Below are 19,110 nucleotides of genomic sequence, written 5' to 3' on the forward strand. Positions count from 1 at the left end.
CGCGCGTGGCTAGGCTGGACCGGGTGACCGCGCATGGCGATACCAGCACGTTGACCGGGGAAGAGCGTCGGCCCGCGCCGCCGGTGCCAGCGAACTGCGTGCCCGTTGAAAGCGCCGGGGGTGTCGCGCGGATGGTCGCGCGACCCGCCGGCCTGGCCTGCGCCGCGGCCCTGCTGGCTGGCGTGACCGGATGCCTGTTCCTGCCGGCCCTGGCGCCCGCGCCGCTGCGCTGGCTGGCGCTGCTTGCCGGCTTGCTGGCCTGGGCCTGGCCGTGGCGGGGCCGCGCCCTTGGTGCGCTGCTGCTGGGATTCGGCTGGGCCGGACTGCATGCGGGCTGGGGCCTGGCGGCACAGCTGCCGGAAGCACTGGATGGGCGCGACGCGCGGGTGGAGGGCAGGGTGGTGGGCCTGCCGGAACACGAGGCGCGCCGTACCCGGTTCCTGCTGCGGGTGGGCGAGCAGGCCCCGCCGGAACTGCGCGGCCGGCTGCTCCAGCTGTCCTGGTACGACGACTTCGGTGCGCAGGAACCGGGCGCGCGGCTGCAGCTGCAGGCCGGCGCGACCTGGAGCATGCATGCCCACCTGCGCGCGCCGCGCGGCCTGGCCAATCCCGGCGGTTTCGATGCCGGGCGCCACGCCCTGGCCCAGCGTATCGCCGCGACCGGCTACCTGCGTGCACCGCAGCTGGCGCGTCCGCTGGCGCCTGCGCGCGGCATCGATGCCTGGCGTGGCCGCATGGCCGGGCGGATCGATGCCGCGGTGGCTTCGCCGGCGGCGCGCTTCGTGCGCGCGCTGGCGCTGGGCGACACCCGCGGCCTGCAGGACCCGGACTGGGCGGTGTTACGTGCGGTGGGCCTGACCCACCTGATCGCGATCTCCGGTTTCCATGTCGGCCTGGCCGCTGGTTTCGGCGCCTGGCTGGTGCTGGGACTGTGGTGGCTGCTGCCCGGCCTGGCCCGGCGCATTCCGCGTCCGCAGGCGGCGGCGCTGGCGGCGGTGGTCGCGGCCACCGGCTATGCCGCGGTGGCCGGGTTCGCGCTGCCGACCGTGCGTACGGTGTTGATGATCGCAGTGGTGGCACTGGCGCGCCTGGCACGGCGCGCGCAGGGACCGTGGGAAGGCCTGGCGCTGGCCCTGCTGGCGGTGCTGCTGGCCGATCCGCTGTCGGTGCTGCAGGCCGGGTTCTGGCTCAGCTTCGCCGGCGTGGCCTGGCTGGTCTGGTGCCTGCCGGTCGAAGGCGGCAGCCACTGGCTGCGCGATTTCCTGCGCGCCCAGGGCGTGGCCACCCTGGGCCTGCTGCCACTGGGTGCGGTGCTGTTCCAGCAGGCTTCGCTGGCGGGGCCGCTGGCCAACCTGCTGGCAATCCCGTGGTGGAGCCTGGTGGTGGTGCCCTTGAGCCTGGTCGGCACCCTGCTCGAGGCATTGCACGGCGGAGCGGGGGGCTGGGCCTGGCGCCTGGCCGCGGCCTGTTTCGATCCCAGCTGGCGCCTGTTCGAGGGCATGGCTGGCAGCCCCTTCGCGCTGTGGTGGCTGCCGGAGGCGCGCGGCTGGGCGGTGCTGCCGGCCCTGGCCGGGGCGTTCTGGCTGATGCTGCCGCGCGGGGTGCCGGGCAAGCCGCTGGCATTGCTGCTGTGGCTGCCCCTGCTGCTGCCGGACCGGGAGCTGCCGCCGCCCGGCGGGGTGGAACTGCACGTGTTCGACGTTGGCCAAGGGCTGTCGGCGCTGGTACGCACCCGCCACCACAGCCTGCTGTACGACGCCGGGCCGGCGGTGCGCGATGGCTACGACGCTGGCGAACGCGCGGTGCTCCCGGCGCTGCGCGCGCTGGGCGTGCACCACCTGGACCGCATGGTGGTCAGCCACGCCGACCAGGACCACGCAGGGGGCTGGCCCGCGGTGCGGGAGGCGGTGCCGGTGGACCTGGCGCTGGCGCCGGAGGGTGCGCCGCTGGAGGTCGATGGTCCCTGCGAGAGGGGGATGGGCTGGGAATGGGACGGGGTCCGTTTCCGCTTCCTGCACCCATCCGCGTACTTCCCCTACCTGCGCAACGAGGCCAGTTGCGTGCTGCGGATCGAGTCGGTGCATGGGGCGATCCTGCTGCCGGGCGATATCGGCGAGGTGATCGAGCAGCGCCTCCTGCGCAGCCCGGACGAGCTGCGCGCGGACGTGGTGGTGCTGCCCCACCACGGCAGCGGCGGCAGCTCCTCGCCGGGCTTCGTGGCCGCCACGGGTGCGCGCCTGGCCCTGGTGGCTGCCGGCCACCGCAACCGCTTCGGCCATCCGCACGGGGTCGTGGTCCGGCGCTGGCGGCACCATGGCGCCGAGGTCCTGGCCACGCCCGCCTCGGGCGCGATCCGGGTCTGGCTGGACGGGGAGGGCGTGGCGGTGCGCGAGCGCCGCGCCTGGCGCCGGCGGCTGTGGGACCGGCCGGTGCCGCAGCCCGGCGAGCCGGATGGATAGCGCGCCGGCGCGACATGCGCTCCTTCACATGCGCCGGCGTGCGGTGGGCTGGCGCCGCGCAGGCGTTTGCCGTCATCCTTACGCCCCTGTGCATGACGGCCGCAGGCCGGAGGTGGTTCAGGTGTGGGAACTGGTGAAGGCCGGCGGCTGGCCGATGCTGCCGTTGATCCTGTTGGGGCTCGTGGCACTGGCGATCATCATCGAGCGGCTGTGGAGCCTGCGCCGGGTCGAGGTGATGCCGCCGCGCCTGGGCGAGGAGGTCCGTAACTGGGCCGCCCGTGGCGAGCTCGAGCCTGCCCACATCGAATCGCTGCGGCGCAATTCGCCTCTCGGCGCCCTGCTGGCCGCCGCGCTGGACGTGCGCCAACGCCCGCGCGAGCTGATCCGCGAGCGCCTGGAAGACACCGGCCGCCACCTGGTGCACCGCATGGAGCGCTTCCTCAACGCCCTCGGCACCATCGCCTCGGCCGGCCCGCTACTGGGCCTGCTGGGTACCGTGGTCGGCATGATCCAGATGTTCCTGGGCATCCTCGACCACGGCCTGGGCGACGTGAACCAGCTCGCCGGCGGCATCGGCAAGGCCCTGGTCTGCACCGCCACCGGCATGATCGTGGCGATCCCGGCGCTGGCCTTCCACCGCTTCTTCCGCAGCCGCATCGCCGGCTACGTGATCGAGATGGAGGAGGAGGCCACCGCGCTGCTGGACGCGATCGAGCGTAGCCCGGCCGCCACGCCGGCCAAGCCGGCGCGCGCGCCGCAGCGCCCGGCGCCGGTGCGCGGCTGAGGACCGGCCATGCGGATCCGCGACCAGCGCGCCCATGACGAACCCGGCATCGACCTGGTGCCGCTGATCGACGTCATCCTGGTGCTGATCATCTTCTTCGTGATCACCACCACCTTCGACGTGCGCTCGACCCTGCAGCTGCAACTGCCGGTGGCCAGCGCGCAGCAGCCGGCGCCGCCGAAGACGATCAACATCCTGGTCAATGCCGACGGCCGCTACTTCGTCGGCGAGCAGGAGGTGCTGCGCACCGACGTGGAGGCGGTCAAGCAGGCCATCGCCGCGGTCGCCGGCGACGACCGCGAGCTGCCAGTGATGCTGCGCGCCGACGCCCGCACCCCGTACCAGGCGGTGGTCACCGCCCAGGACGCCCTGGCCCAGCTGGGCTTCCGCCGCATCGCCATCGCCACCGCACCGGAGCCGCAGTCTTGAGCCGTACCCCCCGGCAACCGGTCTGGCCGATCTACCGGCGCCTGCTCGGTTACACCCGCGCCTACTGGATGTTCCTGGCCGCCGCGCTGGTCGCCATGGCGGTCGAGGCGATCGCCGGCGCCGGTTTCGTGCGCCTTATGAAGCCGCTGACCAACAACTTCGTGCAGCCCACCGCCGAGGACGCGGTGTTCCTGCCGCTGGCCATCGTCGGCCTGTTCGTGCTGCGCAGCGTGGCGACCTTCGTCACCGACTACGGCATGGCACGCACCGGCCGCAGCGTGGTCCGCGACCTGCGCGAGCAGGTGCTGGCCAAGTACCTGCGCCTGCCTTCGGCGCACTTCGATGCCGAATCCACCCCGGTGATGGTCAGCCGCCTGAACTTCGATACCGAGCAGGTCACCGCCGCCAGCTCCGAGGCGCTCAAGACCTTGGTGACCGACAGCCTCACCATCGTCGGCCTGCTGGGCATCATGCTATGGGCGAGCGTCAAGGTGACCTTCGCCATGCTGCTGATCACCCCGCTGATCGGCGTGATCGTCTGGTACGTGGGCAGGCGCTACCGCCGCATCAGCGGCGGCATCCAGGACGGCATGGGGCGGATGGCCGCCAGCGCCGAGCAGTCGCTGGCCGCGCAGCAGGACGTCAAGATCCACGGCGCGCAATCGCTGGAAACCGGCCGTTACGCCGGCCTGGCCAACCGCATCCTCGGCCTCAACATGAAGGTCGAGAGCACCCGCGCCGGCGCCTCGGCGATGGTCCAGCTGCTGGCGGCGCTGGCGCTGGCGGCGATCGTGTGGGTGGCCGCGCGCGAGGCCCTGCAGGGCCGCCTCGACGCCGGCGACTTCGTGATGCTGATGACCGCGATGATGGCGATCATCCCCTCGCTGCGGCGCGTGACCAGCGTGCAGACCGCGGTGTCGCGCGGCGTGTCCGCGGCCGAGCGCCTGTTCCAGATCCTCGACAGCGAGGAAGAGGCCGACACCGGCAGCCGCGCCATCGGCCGCGCCCGCGGCGACCTGGCGTTCGAGCATGTCAGCCTGCGCTACCGCGACCAGCCGGGCTTCGCCCTGGACGATGTCAGCTTCGTCGCCCGCCCGGGCACGGTGACCGCGATCGTCGGCCGCTCCGGCTCCGGCAAGACCAGCCTGGTACGGCTGGTGCCGCGCTTCTACGAGCCCAGTTCCGGGCGCATCACCCTGGACGGGGTGCCGCTGCACGAATACCGCATGGCCGACCTGCGCCGGCAGATCGCCCTGGTCGGGCAGAAGGTGATGCTGTTCGACGACACCGTCGCCGCCAACATCGCCTACGGCTCCGATGCCGACCATGCCGCGATCCGTGCCGCGGCCGAGGCGGCCAACGCCTGGGAGTTCATCGAGCGGCTGCCCCAAGGCCTGGATACGCCGATCGGCGAGAATGGCTCGCTGCTGTCCGGCGGCCAGCGCCAGCGCCTGGCGATCGCCCGCGCGATCCTGCGCGACGCCCCGGTCCTGATCCTGGACGAGGCCACCGCGGCCCTGGACAACGAGTCCGAGCGCCTGGTGCAGGATGCGCTGCAGCGGCTGATGCCCGAGCGTACGACCCTGGTCATCGCGCACCGCCTGTCGACCATCGAGCACGCCGACCAGGTGCTGGTGCTGGACCAGGGCCGGATCGTCGAGCACGGTACCCACGCCGAGCTGGTCGCCGCCGGCGGCCTCTACGCCCACCTGCACAGCGCCCAGTTCCGCGAGCCCCAGGCGTGATGGAAACCGGCAAGGACACGAAGCGGCCGGTCGCAACGGCGGTCGCCCGCATGCATGTCGAGGGATGGCGATGAGCCGCGGTGCCCCGAAGACCCCGTCCTGGTGGTTCGACGGCAGCCCGGTGCCGCTGCCGGCACGGCTGCTGGCGCCGGTGTATGCCGGCGCGATCGCCCTGCGCCAGAGGCTTTACCGCATGGGCCTGCTGCGCAAGGAGAGCGTGCCGGTGCCGGTGATCGTGGTCGGCAACCTCGCCGCCGGCGGCGCCGGCAAGACCCCGCTGACCCTGGCCCTGGTCGAGCGCCTGCGCCAGGCGGGCTGGCGTCCGGGCGTGGCCAGCCGCGGCTACGGCCGCGCCGACACCGCGCCGCGCTGGGTGCTGCCCGAAACCCCGGTGGAGCAGGGCGGCGACGAGCCGGTGCTGATCGCGCGCCGCGCCGCGGTCCCGGTGCGGGTGGACGGCAACCGCGTTGCCGCCGCGCGCGCGCTGGTCGAGGCCGGCTGCGACGTGGTCGTGTGCGACGACGGCCTGCAGCACTACCGGCTCGAGCGCGACATCGAGATCGAGGTGATCGACGGCACCCGCCGCTACGGCAACGGCCGCATGCTGCCGGCAGGTCCCCTGCGCGAGCCGGCCGAGCGTGGGCGCCGCTGCGACTTCCGGGTGGTCAACCTGGGCCACGGCGGCACCGCGGCGAGCACCCCGGGTACCGGCCGTGCCGCCGAGCGTGCCGCCACCTGCGAGACCGGCTTCGGCGAATGGCCCATGCACCTGCGCACCCGCAACGTGCTGCCGCTGGCCGGCGGCCGGCCGCGCCCGCTGGCGACCTTCGCCGGGCTGCGCGTGCACGCGGTGGCCGGTATCGGCAACCCGGGCCGGTTCTTCGACACCTTGCGCGCGGCCGGGATCGGCGTGGTGCCGCATGCCTTCGCCGACCACCACGCCTACCAGCCGTCCGACCTGGACTTCGGCAACGACCTGCCGGTGCTGATGACCGAGAAGGATGCGGTCAAGTGCGCCGGCTTCGCCGACGAGCGCTGCCACGCGGTGCCGGTGGACGCCGAGTTGCCTGCCGCGTTCTGGATCGCACTGCTGGACCGCCTCGGCCCGCGTCCGCCGCAGGACTGAGTCGCCGCGGCCTTCGCTGGCCGCCGTCGCCGGTCCTCCTACAATGCCCCCGTCCGATCGGAGAGAGCGCATGTCGCAACTGGATTTCGTGGTCGCGGTGCCGGCCCGCTACGCCGCCAGCCGCCTGCCGGGCAAGCCGCTGCGCCCGCTCGGCGGCGAGCCGCTCGTGCTGCACGTGGCGCGACGCGCGCTGGCCGCCGGCGCGCGCGAGGTGTGGCTGGCCACCGACGACCAGCGCGTGGCCGAGGCAGTGGGCAACGAGCCCGGCGTGCGCGTGGCCATGACCTCGCCCGAACATGCCTCCGGCACCGACCGCCTGGCCGAGTGCGCCGCGATCGCCGGCTGGAGCGACGACACCCTGGTGGTGAACCTGCAGGGCGACGAACCCTTCGCTCCGGCCAGCGGCATCCGCGAGGTGGCACGCATCCTGGCCGACAGCGGTGCCGCCATGGCCACCCTGGCCGCGCCGGTGGAGGAGGCCGAGGTCCTGTTCGACCCCAACACCGTCAAGCTGGTGCGTGCCGCCGGCGGTGATGCCCTGTACTTCAGCCGCGCACCAATCCCGTGGCCGCGCGATGCCTTCGCCCGCGACCGCGGCATGCTGCCGGAGGGCGGGCACTGGCTGCGCCATATCGGCATCTATGCCTACCGTGCCGGTTTCCTGCGCGCGTTCGCGGCGATGCCGCCGGGCGTGCTGGAGCGGATCGAGTCGCTGGAGCAGCTGCGCGTGCTCGAGGCCGGCCACCGCATCGCCGTGGGCCTGACCCCGGAACCGTTCCCGCCGGGCGTGGACACCCCCGAGGACCTGGAGCGCGCCGAGGCCCGCCTGCGCGGAATCCGCGCATGAGCACCACCCGCATCCTGGTCGTGTGCCTGGGCAACATCTGCCGCTCGCCGATGGCCGAGGGCGCGCTGCGGGCGCGGATCGCCGCCTCGCACCTCGACGGCCGGGTGGAGGTCGACTCGGCCGGCACCGGCGGCTGGCACGCCGGCGAGCCGCCGGACCGCCGCGCCATCGCCTGTGCCCGCCGCCACGGCGTGGACATCGGCGGCCTGCGCGCGCGCCAGGTCCGCAGCCGCGATTTCGAGGACTTCGACTGGCTGCTGTGCGCCGATGCCGACAACCTGCGCGACGTGCGCCGGCTGGCCCCGGTGGAAGCCCGCCACAAGGTCGCCCTGCTGCTGGACTGGGCCGGGACCGTGCCCGGCGGGGAGGTGCCGGATCCCTACTACGGCGGGGACGACCACTTCGAGGAAACCTGGTCCCTGGTGGACGCCGCGGCCCTCGCCGCGGTCGAACGGCTTTCCACGCGCGCCGGCTTGGGCATAATCGTCCCATGAACGCGGCGACCCTACAGGAACTGCCCGCCGGGCTGGACTGGCTCAATGCCACCCCGGCCTCGCTCAACGATCTGCGCGGCCGCCCGGTCGTGCTGGCCTTCGTCAACGCCGCCTCTGCCTGGTGCACCCAGCGCCTGCAGGAGCTGGCGAACTGGCAGGCCCGCAACCCGGGACGCCTGCACGTGCTGGTGCTGCAGGTGCCGCGCTTCGACTGCGAGCGCCAGCCGCAGCGTTCGCTGAAGCTGCTGCGGCGCCACGGCAACGCCTTCCCGGCGCTGCTGGACGCTGACTGGGCGGCCTGGCAGCGCTACGGCATCGAGTCCTGGCCAACCCTGCTGCTGGTCGACGCCGAGGGTCGCGAGCGCGAGCGCATCGTCGGCCTGAACGGCGACCTGGACCGCGCGCTGTCCGCCCTGGCCGAGAACGTCGCCCCGCATCCGGACGGCGGACGCCTGGTGGAGACGGTGCCCGAGCCGCGCCTGTCGCTGCGCTTCCCGTCCGCGGTCGCGGCCAGCGCCGACCGCCTGTTCATCGCCGACAGCGGCCACCACCGCATCCTCGAGTGCACCCATTCGGGCCGCGTCCTGCGCCAGTTCGGCCTGGGCACCGCCGATTCGATGGATGGCCCGCACGACCAGGCCGCGTTCAACCGGCCCCAGGGCCTGGCGCTGGAGCGCGAGGTCCTCTACGTGGCCGACACCGGCAACCACTCGCTGCGCCGGATCAACCTGCTCAATGGCACGGTCGACACCCTGTGCGGCAATGGCCGCGCCGGCGACCCGCTGGAAGGCCCGGTAGCCGGCACCAACACCTCGCTCAACCATCCGGTCTCGCTGGCCATCGCCGCCAACCAGGTGCACATCGCCTGCGCCGGCGACAACCGCCTGTGGAGCTACGACCTCGGCCGCGGCGAGCTATCGCTGCGCGCCGGCACCGGCCGCCTGGAGATGCGCGACGGCAACGCCCGCACCATCGCCGCGTTTGCCCAGCCGACCGGCCTGGCCGCGGTGCAGCAGGTGCTGTACGTGTGCGATGCGCTGGGTTCGGCGATCCGCTCGCTGCAGCTGCGCAGCGACCTGGTCCAGACCTTGGTGGGGCAGGGCATGTGGGACTTCGGTGACGCCGATGGTCCGCGCGCCAGCGCCCGCCTTCAGCATCCGCTGGGCATCGCCCTGAGCGCGGACGCGCCGCTGCTGTGGATCGCCGACAGCGGCAACGGCAGCCTGCGCACCCTGCGCCTGGGCGGCGGCGAGCTGACCACGGTGAGCCTGCCGCGGCGCCTGCACGGACCGACCGGCCTGGCCATCGCCGGTGGTGCGGTGTGGATCGCCGAGACCGACGCCCATGCCGTGCTGCGCTATGACATCGTCACCGGTGAACTGGGCGACGTGACCATCAGCGAATGAGCAGTCCAGCGGTGCCGGAGTTCGATGGCAAGGCCTTCGTCTCCGGCCTGAGCACGGCCCCGGGCGTGTACCGCATGTACGCGGCCGACGGCAGCCTGCTGTACGTCGGCAAGGCCGGCGCGCTCAAGCGCCGCGTCGCCAGCTACTTCAGCAACACGCCCAAGAGCCCGCGCATCCACTCGATGGTCGCGCAGATCGCGCGCATGGAGGTCACGGTCACCCGCACCGAGGCCGAGGCGCTGCTGCTCGAGAACCAGCTGATCAAGTCGCTGTCGCCGCGTTACAACGTCTCGCTGCGCGACGACAAGAGCTATCCCTACGTGCTGCTGACCCGCGAGGAATGGCCGCGGCTGGCCTTCCACCGGGGCCCGCGCGCGGTGCCCGGGCGTTACTTCGGTCCCTATGCCAGCGCCAGCGCCGTGCGCGAGACCATGAACCTGATGCACAAGCTGTTCCGCCTGCGCAGCTGCGAGGACAGCGTGTTCCGCAACCGCAGCCGGCCCTGCCTGCAGTACCAGATCGGCCGCTGCAGCGCGCCCTGCGTGGACCTGGTCGCGGCGGACGACTACGCCGAGTCCGTGCGCCGCGCCTCGCTGTTCCTGGAAGGACGCAGCGACGAGCTGGGCAAAGAACTGTCAGCGGCAATGGAGAAGGCCGGCCAGGCGCTGGAATTCGAGGAGGCAGCGCGCCTGCGCGACCTGCTGGCGCAGCTGCGCGGCATGCAGGCGCGCCAGTACGTGGACGGCCATGCCGCCAACCTCGACGTGATCGCCTGCGAGATGCAGGGCAGCCACGCCTGCGTGCTGCTGCTGGCGTTCCGCGACGGCCGCAACCTCGGCACCCGCGCCTTCTTCCCGCGTACCAACGGCGAGGACAGCGCGGAGGAAGTGCTGGCCGCGTTCGTGTCGCAGTACTACGCCGAGCAGCCGGCGCCGCCGGAGATCGTACTGGACCGTGCCATCCCCGACGCCGACCTGATCGAACTGGCGCTGGCCGAGGGCGCCGGGCGCAAGGTCGTGCTCAAGTCCAGCGTGCGTGGCGAACGCGCCGGCTACCTGGAACTGGCGCGGCGCAACGCCAAGGTCGCCCTGGCCAGCGAAATGGCCAGCCGCAACGCGCAGCAGCTGCGCAGCGACGCCCTGCGCGAACTGCTGGGGCTGGAGGAGGCGCCGTCGCGGGTCGAGTGCTTCGACATCAGCCATACCCTGGGCGAGGCCACCGTGGCCTCGTGCGTGGTGTTCGACCCGGCCGGTCCGGTGCGCAACCAGTACCGTCGCTACAACATCAGCGGGATCGAGCCGGGCGACGACTACGCGGCCATGCGCCAGGCCATCGAGCGCCGCTTCCGCCGCGCGATGGAGGCCGAGGCCGGCGTGGCCCCGCCGGGTGCGAACTCGGTGCTGCCGGACGTGCTGCTGATCGACGGCGGGGCAGGGCAGCTGGCCCAGGCACGCGAGGTGCTGGCCGACCTGGGCGTGGAGAACGTGCTGCTGGTCGGCGTGGCCAAGGGCGAGCAGCGTCGCGCCGGCGACGAGACCCTGGTCTTCCCCGACGGCCGCGAGGTGCGCCCGGGCGCGGCCTCGCCGGCGCTGCAGTTCATCCAGCAGGTGCGCGACGAGGCCCACCGCTTCGCCATCACCGGCCACCGCGGCCGGCGGCAGAAGGCGCGCACCAGCAGCCGCCTGGAGGACATCCCCGGCATCGGCCCGCGCCGCCGCGCCGCCCTGCTCAAGCATTTCGGCGGCCTTGGCGGGCTCAAAGCGGCGGGCGAGGAGGAGATCGCCCGGGTCGAAGGGATCAACGCGGCCCTTGCCACCCGCATCTACGCTACCCTGCACGGGCTGCCCGTGCCCGGCACCGATTCCCAGCAAGACTGATGACCCTGACTGTTCCCACCTGGCTGACCCTGCTGCGGATCCTGATGATCCCGGTGCTCGTCCTGGTGTTCTATCTGCCCTACAGGTGGACCAATTTCGCCGCCGCCGGAGTGTTCATCCTCGCCGCCGTGACCGACTGGCTGGATGGCTGGGTCGCACGCCGTTACGGCATGCACTCGGCCTTCGGTGCCTTCCTCGACCCGGTGGCCGACAAGCTGATGGTGGCCGTGGCCCTGTTCCTGATCGTCCAGGGCCATCCGACCCCGTGGATGGCGTTCTGGGCGGCGGTGATCGTCGGCCGCGAGATCGCGGTCTCGGCCCTGCGCGAGTGGATGGCCGAGCTGGGCCAGCGGGCCACGGTGAAGGTGGCCATGATCGGCAAGGTGAAGACCACCGCGCAGATGGTCGCGCTGTCCTGCCTGCTGTATTCGGTCAGCCCCAACCGGCAGACCGCGGGCATCTGGATGGGCGAGCCGGTGTTCCATATCGGCGACTGGCTGCTGGCCATCGCCGCGCTGCTGACCCTGTGGTCGGGCTTCCAGTACCTGCATGCGGCATGGCCGGCATTGGCCGAGGACGAGCAGGCTTCGGCCGCGCGCAGGAAGGCCAAGAAAATGCACGGGACCAGTTGACAGGTTTCGTGAAAACCCTAAAATGCGCGTCTCCCAAGCGGGAATAGCTCAGTTGGTAGAGCGCAACCTTGCCAAGGTTGAGGTCGCGAGTTCGAGTCTCGTTTCCCGCTCCAGATCGATGGTCGTGGCGAACCCCCGAAGGGGTTGGGCAGCGACTCGACAAGGCCCCGGAGACGGGGTTTTGTTTTGAGGGTCTCTCCGGCGGTTTTCCGCTGGCGGTACCGGTCACCGGCCTGGTGGCAGAGTGGTTATGCAGCGGACTGCAAATCCGCGTACGCCGGTTCAATTCCGACCCAGGCCTCCATCGGTACCGGCGCTGAAAAACTTATGCGGGAATAGCTCAGTTGGTAGAGCGCAACCTTGCCAAGGTTGAGGTCGCGAGTTCGAGTCTCGTTTCCCGCTCCAATCCGCCAGCCACCCCACGGTGGCAGGCAGCCAAGGCCCCGGGTAACCGGGGCTTTGCCGTTTCCGGGGTACGGGGTTCGCGAAAGCGACGGACCGCAGGCCCGCTCAGCGGGCCGGGGCGGGGCCGGTCGAATGGCGCAGCTGCAGCTGGTAGGGCACGCGCACCATGTGCGCGGGGCCGTGGCCGTCGATGGCGGTGATCAGCTGCTGGGCGGCTATCCGGCCCATCTCGCGGCTGGGCTGGCGCACGGTGGTCAGGCTGGGCCACACCTGGCGCGAGATCGGGGTGTCGTCGAAACCGAACACCGACAGCTGCGCCGGTACCGCAAGGCCGCGCGCGGCCGCCTCGTAGAGCACGCCGCAGGCGGTGTCGTCGTTGGCGGCGAAGATCGCGGTCGGCGGATCGTCCATGTCCAGCAGCTGGCGCGCGCCGGCGATGCCCGATTCGAACGAGAACTCGCCTTCCACCACCAGGTCCGGATCCGGCTCGATCCCGGCCTGGCGCAGGCCGTCGAGGTAGCCGGCCAGGCGCCAGGCGCGGCCGCCGTGGCTGCGGTGGCCGGTGATGTGGCCGATGCGGCGGTGCCCGAGCGCGATCACGTGGGCCATCATGTCCGCCGCCGCGGCGCGCTCGTCGAGGATGGTGCCTATGCCGCCGTTGTCGCGCTTGGCCGAGATGGTCGCGTAGCGCACGTTGAGTTCGCGCAGGCGCTTGACCAGGGCGGCGTCGTCGGACAGCGGCGGGGTGAGGATGAGGCCGTCGGGACGGTACTGGGCGACCAGGGTCTCGACCGATTCGACGTGGCCGCGCTGGCCGAAGTCCACCGGGCGCAGGGTCAGGCCGTAATGCGACTGCTCGCAGGCGGTCAGCACGCCCTCGATCACTTCCATGATGTAGCTGGGCGAGGGGTTGTCGTACAGCAGCGACACCAGGTACGAGCGGCGCCCGGCGAGGCTGCGCGCGGAGGTGTTGGGCCGGTACTTCAGCTGGCGCGCGGCTTCCTCGACCCGCAGGCGGGTTTCCTCGCGGACATTCGGTTCGCGGTTGAACACCCGCGAGACCGTCTTCATGGATACGCCCGCAGCGGCGGCGACGTCCTCGATCCTGGCTCGCACTGCATCTCCCCTGGCCCGCGACTGGAGCGGGTGGCAGGCCATTCTAGCGGAGCGGGCGGCGTGCAGCCCTTGGCCGATGGCACAATGCGCGCGGTGCCCTGCACCGGACCTGCCCCGCCCGGGTGGTGAAACTGGTAGACACAGGAGACTTAAAATCTTCCGGCCGCAAGGCCTTGCGGGTTCGATTCCCGCCCCGGGCACCATTCAACGCCGCTGGAGCCATATGCAGGCGACCGACATCGAAGTCCCCCTTCCCGCGGATGACGCCCGCGTCGCGGTCATTGGGCTGGGGTACGTGGGTTTGCCCCTTGCGGTGGCTTTCGGGGCGCGCAGGCGGGTCCTGGGCTTCGACGTCGATGCGGCGCGTGTGGCGGAACTGCGCGCCGGCCATGACCGCACCCGCGAACTAGCGGCCGACGCGCTGGCCTCGGCCGGCGGGCTGGAGCTGGGTTCCGATCCGGCGGGCCTGCGCAGCTGCGCGATCTTCATCGTTGCCGTGCCGACGCCGATCGACAGTTTCCGCGAGCCGGACCTGGAGCCGCTGCGCCAGGCCACCAGGCTGGTGGCCGCCGCGCTGAAGCCGGGCGACCTGGTGATCTACGAATCCACGGTCTATCCCGGCACCACCGAGGAGATCTGCGTACCGATCCTGGAAGAGGGTTCGGGACTGCGCTTCAACGTCGATTTCAGCTGCGGTTACAGCCCCGAGCGGGTCAGCCCGGGCGACCACCATCGGCGCCTGGCCGACATCCGCAAGATCACCTCCGGCTCGCATCCGGCTGCCGCGCGCGCCGTGGACGCGCTGTACCGTTCGATCATCACCGCGGGCACTTGGCCGGCGCCCTCGATCCGCGTGGCCGAGGCGGCCAAGGTGGTCGAGAACATCCAGCGCGACGTCAACATCGCCCTGGTCAACGAACTGGCGCTGGTGTTCGACCGGCTGGGCATCGACACCGGCGATGTGCTGGAAGCGGCCGGGACCAAGTGGAACTTCCTGCCGTTCCGCCCAGGCCTGGTCGGCGGCCACTGCATCGGCGTGGATCCGTACTACCTGCTGCACAGGTCGCGCAACGCCGGTTTCCATCCCGAGCTGATCCACACCGCGCGCGAGGTCAACGAGCGGGTGGTCGGCCACGTGGTCGGCAAGGTGCTGTCCCTGCTGCGCGAGCGCGGGCGGGAGCCGGCGCAGTCGCGGGTGCTGGTGCTGGGCGTGACCTTCAAGGAGAACTGCCCGGACCTGCGCAACAGCCGCGCGCTGGACCTGGTGCGCGAGCTGGCCGCCTCCGGCGCCCGGGTCGATGCGGTCGACCCATGGGCCAGTCCGGACGAGTCGGCCGCGCTTGGCGTGCCGCTGCAGGACGAGCCGGAGCAGGGCGCCTACGACGCCATCGTGCTGGCCGTGGTCCACGGCCAGTTCCGCGACTGGGACGCGGGGCGCATCCGCGCGCTGGGCCGGCCCGGCGTGGTGGTCTACGACGTCAAGTCGGCGTGGCCGCGCGAAGTGGTTGACGCGCGCCTGTAGGCGTGTTCGCCCCGCCGCTGCGCGGGGCTGGCTAGACTCAAGGACACCGTACCGCGAGGAGCCATGATGCACCGCTATCTCGGCTATGCCGCCGCCTGGGCCCTGTTGCTGGCCTCGATCCCGCTGGCCCTGCGCTGGCCCAGCTGGGGCTGGGGCGTGGGCATCGGCCTGGTCCTGGTCGCGGTCGGCAGCTGGGACCTGCTGCAGGCGCGCAGCACGCTGCGCCGCAACTACCCGCTGCTGGCCCACTTCCGCTACGGGCTGGAATCGATCGGGCCGGAGATCCGCCAGTACTTCGTCCAGGCCGACACCGACCGGGTACCGTTCTCGCGCCAGCAGCGCGAGCTGGTCTACCGGCGCTCGAAGAACGTCATGGACGTGCTGCCGTTCGGGACCCTGCAGGACACCTACGCCAACGACTACGAGTGGATCAACCACTCGCTGGTCCCGACGAAGATCGCCGACCACGACTTCCGCATCACCGTCGGCCCGGATACCGCGCAGCCGTACCGCGCCAGCGTGTTCAACATCTCGGCGATGAGCTTCGGCTCGCTGTCGGCCAATGCGGTCCGCGCGCTCAACGAGGGTGCCAAACGCGGAGGCTTCTACCACGACACCGGCGAAGGCTCGATCTCGCCCTACCACCTGGAGAAGGGCGGCGACCTGGTCTGGGAACTGGGCTCGGGCTACTTCGGCTGCCGCGACGCCAACGGGCGCTTCGACCCGCAACGCTTCGCCGAGCAGGCCGCGCGGCCGCAGGTGAAGATGATCGAGGTCAAGCTGTCGCAGGGTGCCAAGCCCGGCCACGGCGGGGTGCTGCCGGCGGCCAAGGTCAGCGCCGAGATCGCGGCCACCCGTGGCGTGCCGATGGGCGCGGACTGCGTATCCCCGGCCAGCCACCCGGAATTCGATACGCCGCTGGGGCTGCTGGAGTTCGTGGCCCGGCTGCGCGAGCTGTCCGGCGGCAAGCCGGTCGGCTTCAAGCTGGCGATCGGCCACCCCTGGGAATGGTTCGCCATCGCCAAGGCCATGCACCGGAGCGGGCTGCTGCCGGACTTCATCGTGGTCGATGGCGCCGAGGGCGGCACCGGCGCCGCACCGGTGGAGTTCATGGACCATATCGGCGTACCGATGCACGAGGCGCTGATGCTGGTCCACAACACCCTGGTCGGCTTGGGCCTGCGCGACCGCATCCGCCTGGCCGGGGCAGGGCGGATCACCAGCGCCTTCGACATCGCCCGCACCCTGGCCATGGGCGCGGACTGGTGCAACGCCGGGCGCGCCTTCATGTTCTCGCTGGGCTGCATCCAGTCGCTGAGCTGCCACAACGACCGCTGCCCGACCGGCATCGCCACCCAGGACCCCCGCCGCTGGCGCAACCTGGACCCGGAGGACAAGGCGACCCGGGTCTACCAGTTCCACCTCAACACCGTGAGGGCGCTGCGCGACCTGCTGTGCGCGGCCGGGCTCAACCATCCGTCCGAGCTGGGGCCGGAGCACATCGTGCGCCGGGTCTCGCCGACCGAGATCCGTTCGCTGTCGGCGCTGTATCGTTTCCTGCGTCCGGGCGAGCTGCTCGCCGGGAGCCTGCCGGAGCACGCGGTGTTCCGCGACTTCTGGGAGGACGCCAGCCCGGACAGCTTCGGTCCGCCGGCGCGGCTGGCGGCGCTGCGTGCCACCAAGAACTGCTGAGGTTGGGACCGGCGATGCGGTACCGGAAGCAAAACCGTTGACCTCTTCGCCACGTCCCATTAACATGCGCAGCCCGCACTGACCCGTGCGGGCTTACCGGGCGGTTAGCTCAGCGGTAGAGCATTGCCTTCACACGGCAAGGGTCGCAGGTTCGATCCCTGCACCGCCCACCAGAATCCAGAAAGGCCGGCTTCCAAGCCGGCCTTTTTGCATGCGGCTTTCACGCGCGGTTGCTTAACAATGTGTCGATTTGGCCGCATTATCAGCGCCTTGCGCGATGCGGTTCCGCGAACAGGGAGTCGAACTTGCCGGGAGCAGTCCCCCCCAGGTACATACGCTGGCGCCTGCCGCTGCTGGTTTCCGCGGCTGTCCTGATCCTGCTGGTGCCGTTCCTGCTGGTCCGGGAATGGACCGATTACAGCGACGATGCCGACGAGCACGTCCAGCACAGCCTGCAGGTCGAAGCCACCAGCCAGCGCCTGCATGCCCTGGTCCGCGAGATCGACTCGCTGGCTTTCGCGATCAGCGGCGGTTCGGACACCCCGCCGCTGCGCCGCCGCCTCATGCTCGACATGGCCGAGCTGGATCCGGCGGTCGAGCGGTTGGCCGAACTGACCCGGGACAACCCGGAACAGCAGCAGCTGATCGGTCGCATGCGCACCCTCCTGCGCCAGCGCGAGGACCTGGTGCGGACCCTGGTCAGCGGCAACGCCACGCCCGAACAGCGCACCGCGGCCGCCAACGAGATGTACGGGCGCTACCAGGTCCGCGACCTGTTCCTGGAGTTCATCCAGAACGAATACACCCTGCTGACCGAGCGCTCCCACTACGCCGACGTGCAGCGCGCCCGCGCGCGCTGGCTGGCGCTGGCGGCGCTGCTGGGCCAGGTGTTGCTGACCGGTGGCGTGATCTTCCTGCTGTACCGCCAGGAAGCCCGGCGCTCGGCCTCGGAGGAGGAACTGGCCCGCGCCAGCGCCCGCGCCCTGGCCGTGCTGCAGACCGTGCGCGAGCCGATCGTGCTGCTGGACCGCGAGCAGCGGGTGCTGATGCACAACACCGCGTTCTCCGAGCTGTACGGCGACACCGGCGACGAGGACAGCCACCACGAGCCGCTGCGCGAGGTCGGTGACGGGGCCTGGGACGACCAGGTGGTGCTGCAGCGCCTGTCCGACGTGCTCAGCCGCGGCCGCGAGCTGTGGGACTACGAGCACGTGCAGCGCACCACCGACGGCCAGGTCCGGACCATGCTCATCAACGCCCGGCGGATGACCCTGCCGGACCGATCCGACGACGTGGTCCTGATGACGGTCAGCGACATCAGCGCGCAGAAGGCGGCGCAGCAGCGCATCGCCGACCTCAACCGCCAGCTCGAGGGCAAGGTCGCCCAGGTCTCGGAGGTCAACCGCGAGCTGGAGGCCTTCAGCTACTCGGTCTCGCACGACCTGCGCGCGCCGCTGCGCCACGTCGCCGGTTTCGCCGACAAGCTCTCGCGCCACCTCGGCGACTCGCTCGACGATCGCGGCCGCCACTACCTGGACGTGATCAGCAACTCGGCGCGGCGGATGTCCTCGCTGATCGACGACCTTCTGGTGTACTCGCGCCTGGGGCGCAGCGCGCTGAAGCTGCAGGCGGTGGACATGCAGTCGCTGGCCGAGGAGGCCAGGTCGGTGCTGGACACCAACCGCATCACCGACGCCGAGGAGAGCGGCCGCACGCTGCACCGGATCGAGTGGCGGATCGCGCCGCTGCCGGTGCTGGTGGCCGACGAGAACATGATGCGCCAGCTGTGGCTCAACCTGCTGGGCAACGCGGTCAAGTATTCGTCCAACAGCGAACCGGCGATCGTCGAGGTGGGCTACGAGACCACCGCCGACGGCAGCCACCATTTCACCGTCCGCGACAACGGCGTCGGCTTCGACATGGCCTACGCCGGCAAGCTGTTCGGGGTGTTCCAGCGCCTGCACAAGGCCAGCGAGTACCCGGGCACCGGCATCGGCCTGGCCAGCGTGCGCCGCGTCCTGGCGCGCCACGGCGGCCGGATCTGGGCCGAGTCCGAACCCGGCAACGGTGCTACCTTCCATTTCGTCCTGCCAGGGCAGGATTCCGCAACCTCCGGGAGCTTCGACGCATGAGCGCCATCCGTACCATCCTGCTGGCCGAAGACAGCGCCGCCGACGCCGAAATGGCGATCGACGCGCTGCGCGAGGCCAACCTCGCCAACCCCATCGTCCATGTCGAGGACGGGGTCGAGGCCATGGAGTACCTGGAGCGCACCGGCAAGTTCGCCGACCGTGCCGACGAGAACCCGTCGGTCCTGCTGCTGGACATCAAGATGCCGCGGATGGACGGCCTGGAAGTGCTGCAGCGGATCCGTGCCAGCGAGAAGCTCCGGCGCCTGCCGGTGGTGATCCTGTCGTCCTCGCGCGAGGAGAGCGACCTGGCGCGCAGCTGGGACCTGGGGGTCAACGCCTACGTGGTCAAGCCGGTCGACATCGACCAGTTCTTCGGCGCGGTCAAGACGCTCGGCCAGTTCTGGGCGGTGATCAACGCCATCCCGGACTTCGAAGGCTGAGCCC

General features: G+C 71.4%; 15 protein-coding genes and 5 tRNA genes. 19 read left to right on the plus strand and 1 reads right to left on the minus strand.

Going from position 1 to position 19,110, the window contains the following annotated elements:
* Window positions 1–131 precede the first annotated feature (131 nt).
* From PSESU_RS06620 to PSESU_RS06680, 13 genes are all read left to right on the plus strand, one after another.
* On the plus strand, window positions 132–2,459 hold the full coding sequence (locus tag PSESU_RS06620) for a DNA internalization-related competence protein ComEC/Rec2 (protein ID WP_013534991.1): 2,328 nt from the start codon (window positions 132–134) through the stop codon (window positions 2,457–2,459).
* A gap of 121 nt (window positions 2,460–2,580) precedes the next feature.
* A complete protein-coding gene (locus PSESU_RS06625) occupies window positions 2,581–3,243 on the plus strand; it encodes a MotA/TolQ/ExbB proton channel family protein (RefSeq protein WP_013534992.1) in 663 nt (220 codons plus the stop codon).
* Window positions 3,244–3,252: 9 nt separating this feature from the next.
* Window positions 3,253–3,672 carry an ExbD/TolR family protein gene (locus PSESU_RS06630; protein ID WP_013534993.1) on the plus strand — a complete coding sequence of 140 codons (420 nt, stop codon included), beginning with the start codon at window positions 3,253–3,255 and terminating at the stop codon, window positions 3,670–3,672.
* Window positions 3,669–5,417 (plus strand): lipid A export permease/ATP-binding protein MsbA, encoded by a 1,749-nt coding sequence (gene msbA, locus PSESU_RS06635; protein ID WP_013534994.1) that lies wholly within the window; start codon window positions 3,669–3,671, stop codon window positions 5,415–5,417. The genes PSESU_RS06630 and msbA overlap by 4 nt, the downstream gene beginning before the upstream one ends.
* Window positions 5,418–5,487: 70 nt before the next feature.
* Window positions 5,488–6,543, plus strand: a complete 1,056-nt coding sequence (lpxK, locus tag PSESU_RS06640; RefSeq protein ID WP_013534995.1) for a tetraacyldisaccharide 4'-kinase — start codon at window positions 5,488–5,490, stop codon at window positions 6,541–6,543.
* A gap of 70 nt (window positions 6,544–6,613) precedes the next feature.
* Window positions 6,614–7,390, plus strand: a complete 777-nt coding sequence (gene kdsB / locus PSESU_RS06645) for a 3-deoxy-manno-octulosonate cytidylyltransferase (protein ID WP_013534996.1) — start codon at window positions 6,614–6,616, stop codon at window positions 7,388–7,390.
* Entirely contained in the window at window positions 7,387–7,884 is a 498-nt protein-coding gene (locus PSESU_RS06650) for a low molecular weight protein-tyrosine-phosphatase (RefSeq protein WP_013534997.1), read from the plus strand. The genes kdsB and PSESU_RS06650 overlap by 4 nt, the downstream gene beginning before the upstream one ends.
* Window positions 7,881–9,290 (plus strand): redoxin domain-containing protein, encoded by a 1,410-nt coding sequence (locus tag PSESU_RS06655; protein ID WP_013534998.1) that lies wholly within the window; start codon window positions 7,881–7,883, stop codon window positions 9,288–9,290. Before PSESU_RS06650 ends, PSESU_RS06655 begins: the two co-directional genes overlap by 4 nt.
* Window positions 9,287–11,167: an excinuclease ABC subunit UvrC gene (uvrC, locus tag PSESU_RS06660; RefSeq protein ID WP_013534999.1), complete on the plus strand. Its 1,881-nt coding sequence runs from the start codon at window positions 9,287–9,289 to the stop codon at window positions 11,165–11,167. Before PSESU_RS06655 ends, uvrC begins: the two co-directional genes overlap by 4 nt.
* Window positions 11,167–11,799, plus strand: coding sequence for a CDP-diacylglycerol--glycerol-3-phosphate 3-phosphatidyltransferase (gene pgsA, locus PSESU_RS06665; RefSeq protein WP_013535000.1), 633 nt, complete (start codon window positions 11,167–11,169; stop codon window positions 11,797–11,799). Before uvrC ends, pgsA begins: the two co-directional genes overlap by 1 nt.
* A 37-nt stretch (window positions 11,800–11,836) precedes the next feature.
* Window positions 11,837–11,912, plus strand: a tRNA-Gly gene (locus PSESU_RS06670).
* Between the two features lie 117 nt (window positions 11,913–12,029).
* Window positions 12,030–12,103, plus strand: a tRNA-Cys gene (locus PSESU_RS06675).
* Window positions 12,104–12,128: 25 nt separating this feature from the next.
* Window positions 12,129–12,204: transfer RNA gene (locus PSESU_RS06680), tRNA-Gly, on the plus strand.
* A 105-nt stretch (window positions 12,205–12,309) separates the two neighbouring features.
* Here the strand turns inward: PSESU_RS06680 and PSESU_RS06685 are convergent.
* Window positions 12,310–13,362, minus strand: coding sequence for a LacI family DNA-binding transcriptional regulator (locus PSESU_RS06685; protein WP_013535001.1), 1,053 nt, complete (start codon window positions 13,360–13,362; stop codon window positions 12,310–12,312).
* 74 nt (window positions 13,363–13,436) lie between these two features.
* Between PSESU_RS06685 and PSESU_RS06690 the strand changes: the two genes are divergently transcribed.
* From PSESU_RS06690 to PSESU_RS06715, 6 genes are all read left to right on the plus strand, one after another.
* Window positions 13,437–13,523 (plus strand) — tRNA-Leu (locus PSESU_RS06690).
* Window positions 13,524–13,543: 20 nt separating this feature from the next.
* Window positions 13,544–14,842, plus strand: coding sequence for a nucleotide sugar dehydrogenase (locus tag PSESU_RS06695; RefSeq protein WP_013535002.1), 1,299 nt, complete (start codon window positions 13,544–13,546; stop codon window positions 14,840–14,842).
* 66 nt (window positions 14,843–14,908) lie between these two features.
* Window positions 14,909–16,534 carry an FMN-binding glutamate synthase family protein gene (locus PSESU_RS06700; RefSeq protein ID WP_013535003.1) on the plus strand — a complete coding sequence of 542 codons (1,626 nt, stop codon included), beginning with the start codon at window positions 14,909–14,911 and terminating at the stop codon, window positions 16,532–16,534.
* A 98-nt stretch (window positions 16,535–16,632) separates the two neighbouring features.
* Window positions 16,633–16,707, plus strand: a tRNA-Val gene (locus PSESU_RS06705).
* Window positions 16,708–16,839: 132 nt separating this feature from the next.
* Entirely contained in the window at window positions 16,840–18,666 is a 1,827-nt protein-coding gene (locus tag PSESU_RS06710; RefSeq protein ID WP_013535004.1) for a sensor histidine kinase, read from the plus strand.
* Window positions 18,663–19,106, plus strand: coding sequence for a response regulator (locus PSESU_RS06715; RefSeq protein WP_013535005.1), 444 nt, complete (start codon window positions 18,663–18,665; stop codon window positions 19,104–19,106). The genes PSESU_RS06710 and PSESU_RS06715 overlap by 4 nt, the downstream gene beginning before the upstream one ends.
* The last annotated feature ends 4 nt before the right edge of the window (window positions 19,107–19,110 follow it).

The organism is Pseudoxanthomonas suwonensis 11-1, from assembly GCF_000185965.1.
In the GTDB taxonomy this organism is placed as follows: domain Bacteria; phylum Pseudomonadota; class Gammaproteobacteria; order Xanthomonadales; family Xanthomonadaceae; genus Pseudoxanthomonas; species Pseudoxanthomonas suwonensis_A.

Excerpts from the sequence above, each read along its gene's own strand:
- PSESU_RS06620 (WP_013534991.1), top strand. The coding sequence starts at position 132 with ATGGTCGCGCGACCCGCCGGCCTGGCCTGCGCCGCGGCCCTGCTGGCT.
- PSESU_RS06630 (WP_013534993.1), top strand. The coding sequence starts at position 3,253 with ATGCGGATCCGCGACCAGCGCGCCCATGACGAACCCGGCATCGACCTG.
- lpxK (WP_013534995.1), top strand. The coding sequence starts at position 5,488 with ATGAGCCGCGGTGCCCCGAAGACCCCGTCCTGGTGGTTCGACGGCAGC.
- kdsB (WP_013534996.1), top strand. The coding sequence starts at position 6,614 with ATGTCGCAACTGGATTTCGTGGTCGCGGTGCCGGCCCGCTACGCCGCC.
- PSESU_RS06650 (WP_013534997.1), top strand. The coding sequence starts at position 7,387 with ATGAGCACCACCCGCATCCTGGTCGTGTGCCTGGGCAACATCTGCCGC.
- PSESU_RS06655 (WP_013534998.1), top strand. The coding sequence starts at position 7,881 with ATGAACGCGGCGACCCTACAGGAACTGCCCGCCGGGCTGGACTGGCTC.
- uvrC (WP_013534999.1), top strand. The coding sequence starts at position 9,287 with ATGAGCAGTCCAGCGGTGCCGGAGTTCGATGGCAAGGCCTTCGTCTCC.
- pgsA (WP_013535000.1), top strand. The coding sequence starts at position 11,167 with ATGACCCTGACTGTTCCCACCTGGCTGACCCTGCTGCGGATCCTGATG.
- PSESU_RS06685 (WP_013535001.1), bottom strand. The coding sequence starts at position 13,362 with ATGGCCTGCCACCCGCTCCAGTCGCGGGCCAGGGGAGATGCAGTGCGA.
- PSESU_RS06695 (WP_013535002.1), top strand. The coding sequence starts at position 13,544 with ATGCAGGCGACCGACATCGAAGTCCCCCTTCCCGCGGATGACGCCCGC.
- PSESU_RS06700 (WP_013535003.1), top strand. The coding sequence starts at position 14,909 with ATGCACCGCTATCTCGGCTATGCCGCCGCCTGGGCCCTGTTGCTGGCC.
- PSESU_RS06715 (WP_013535005.1), top strand. The coding sequence starts at position 18,663 with ATGAGCGCCATCCGTACCATCCTGCTGGCCGAAGACAGCGCCGCCGAC.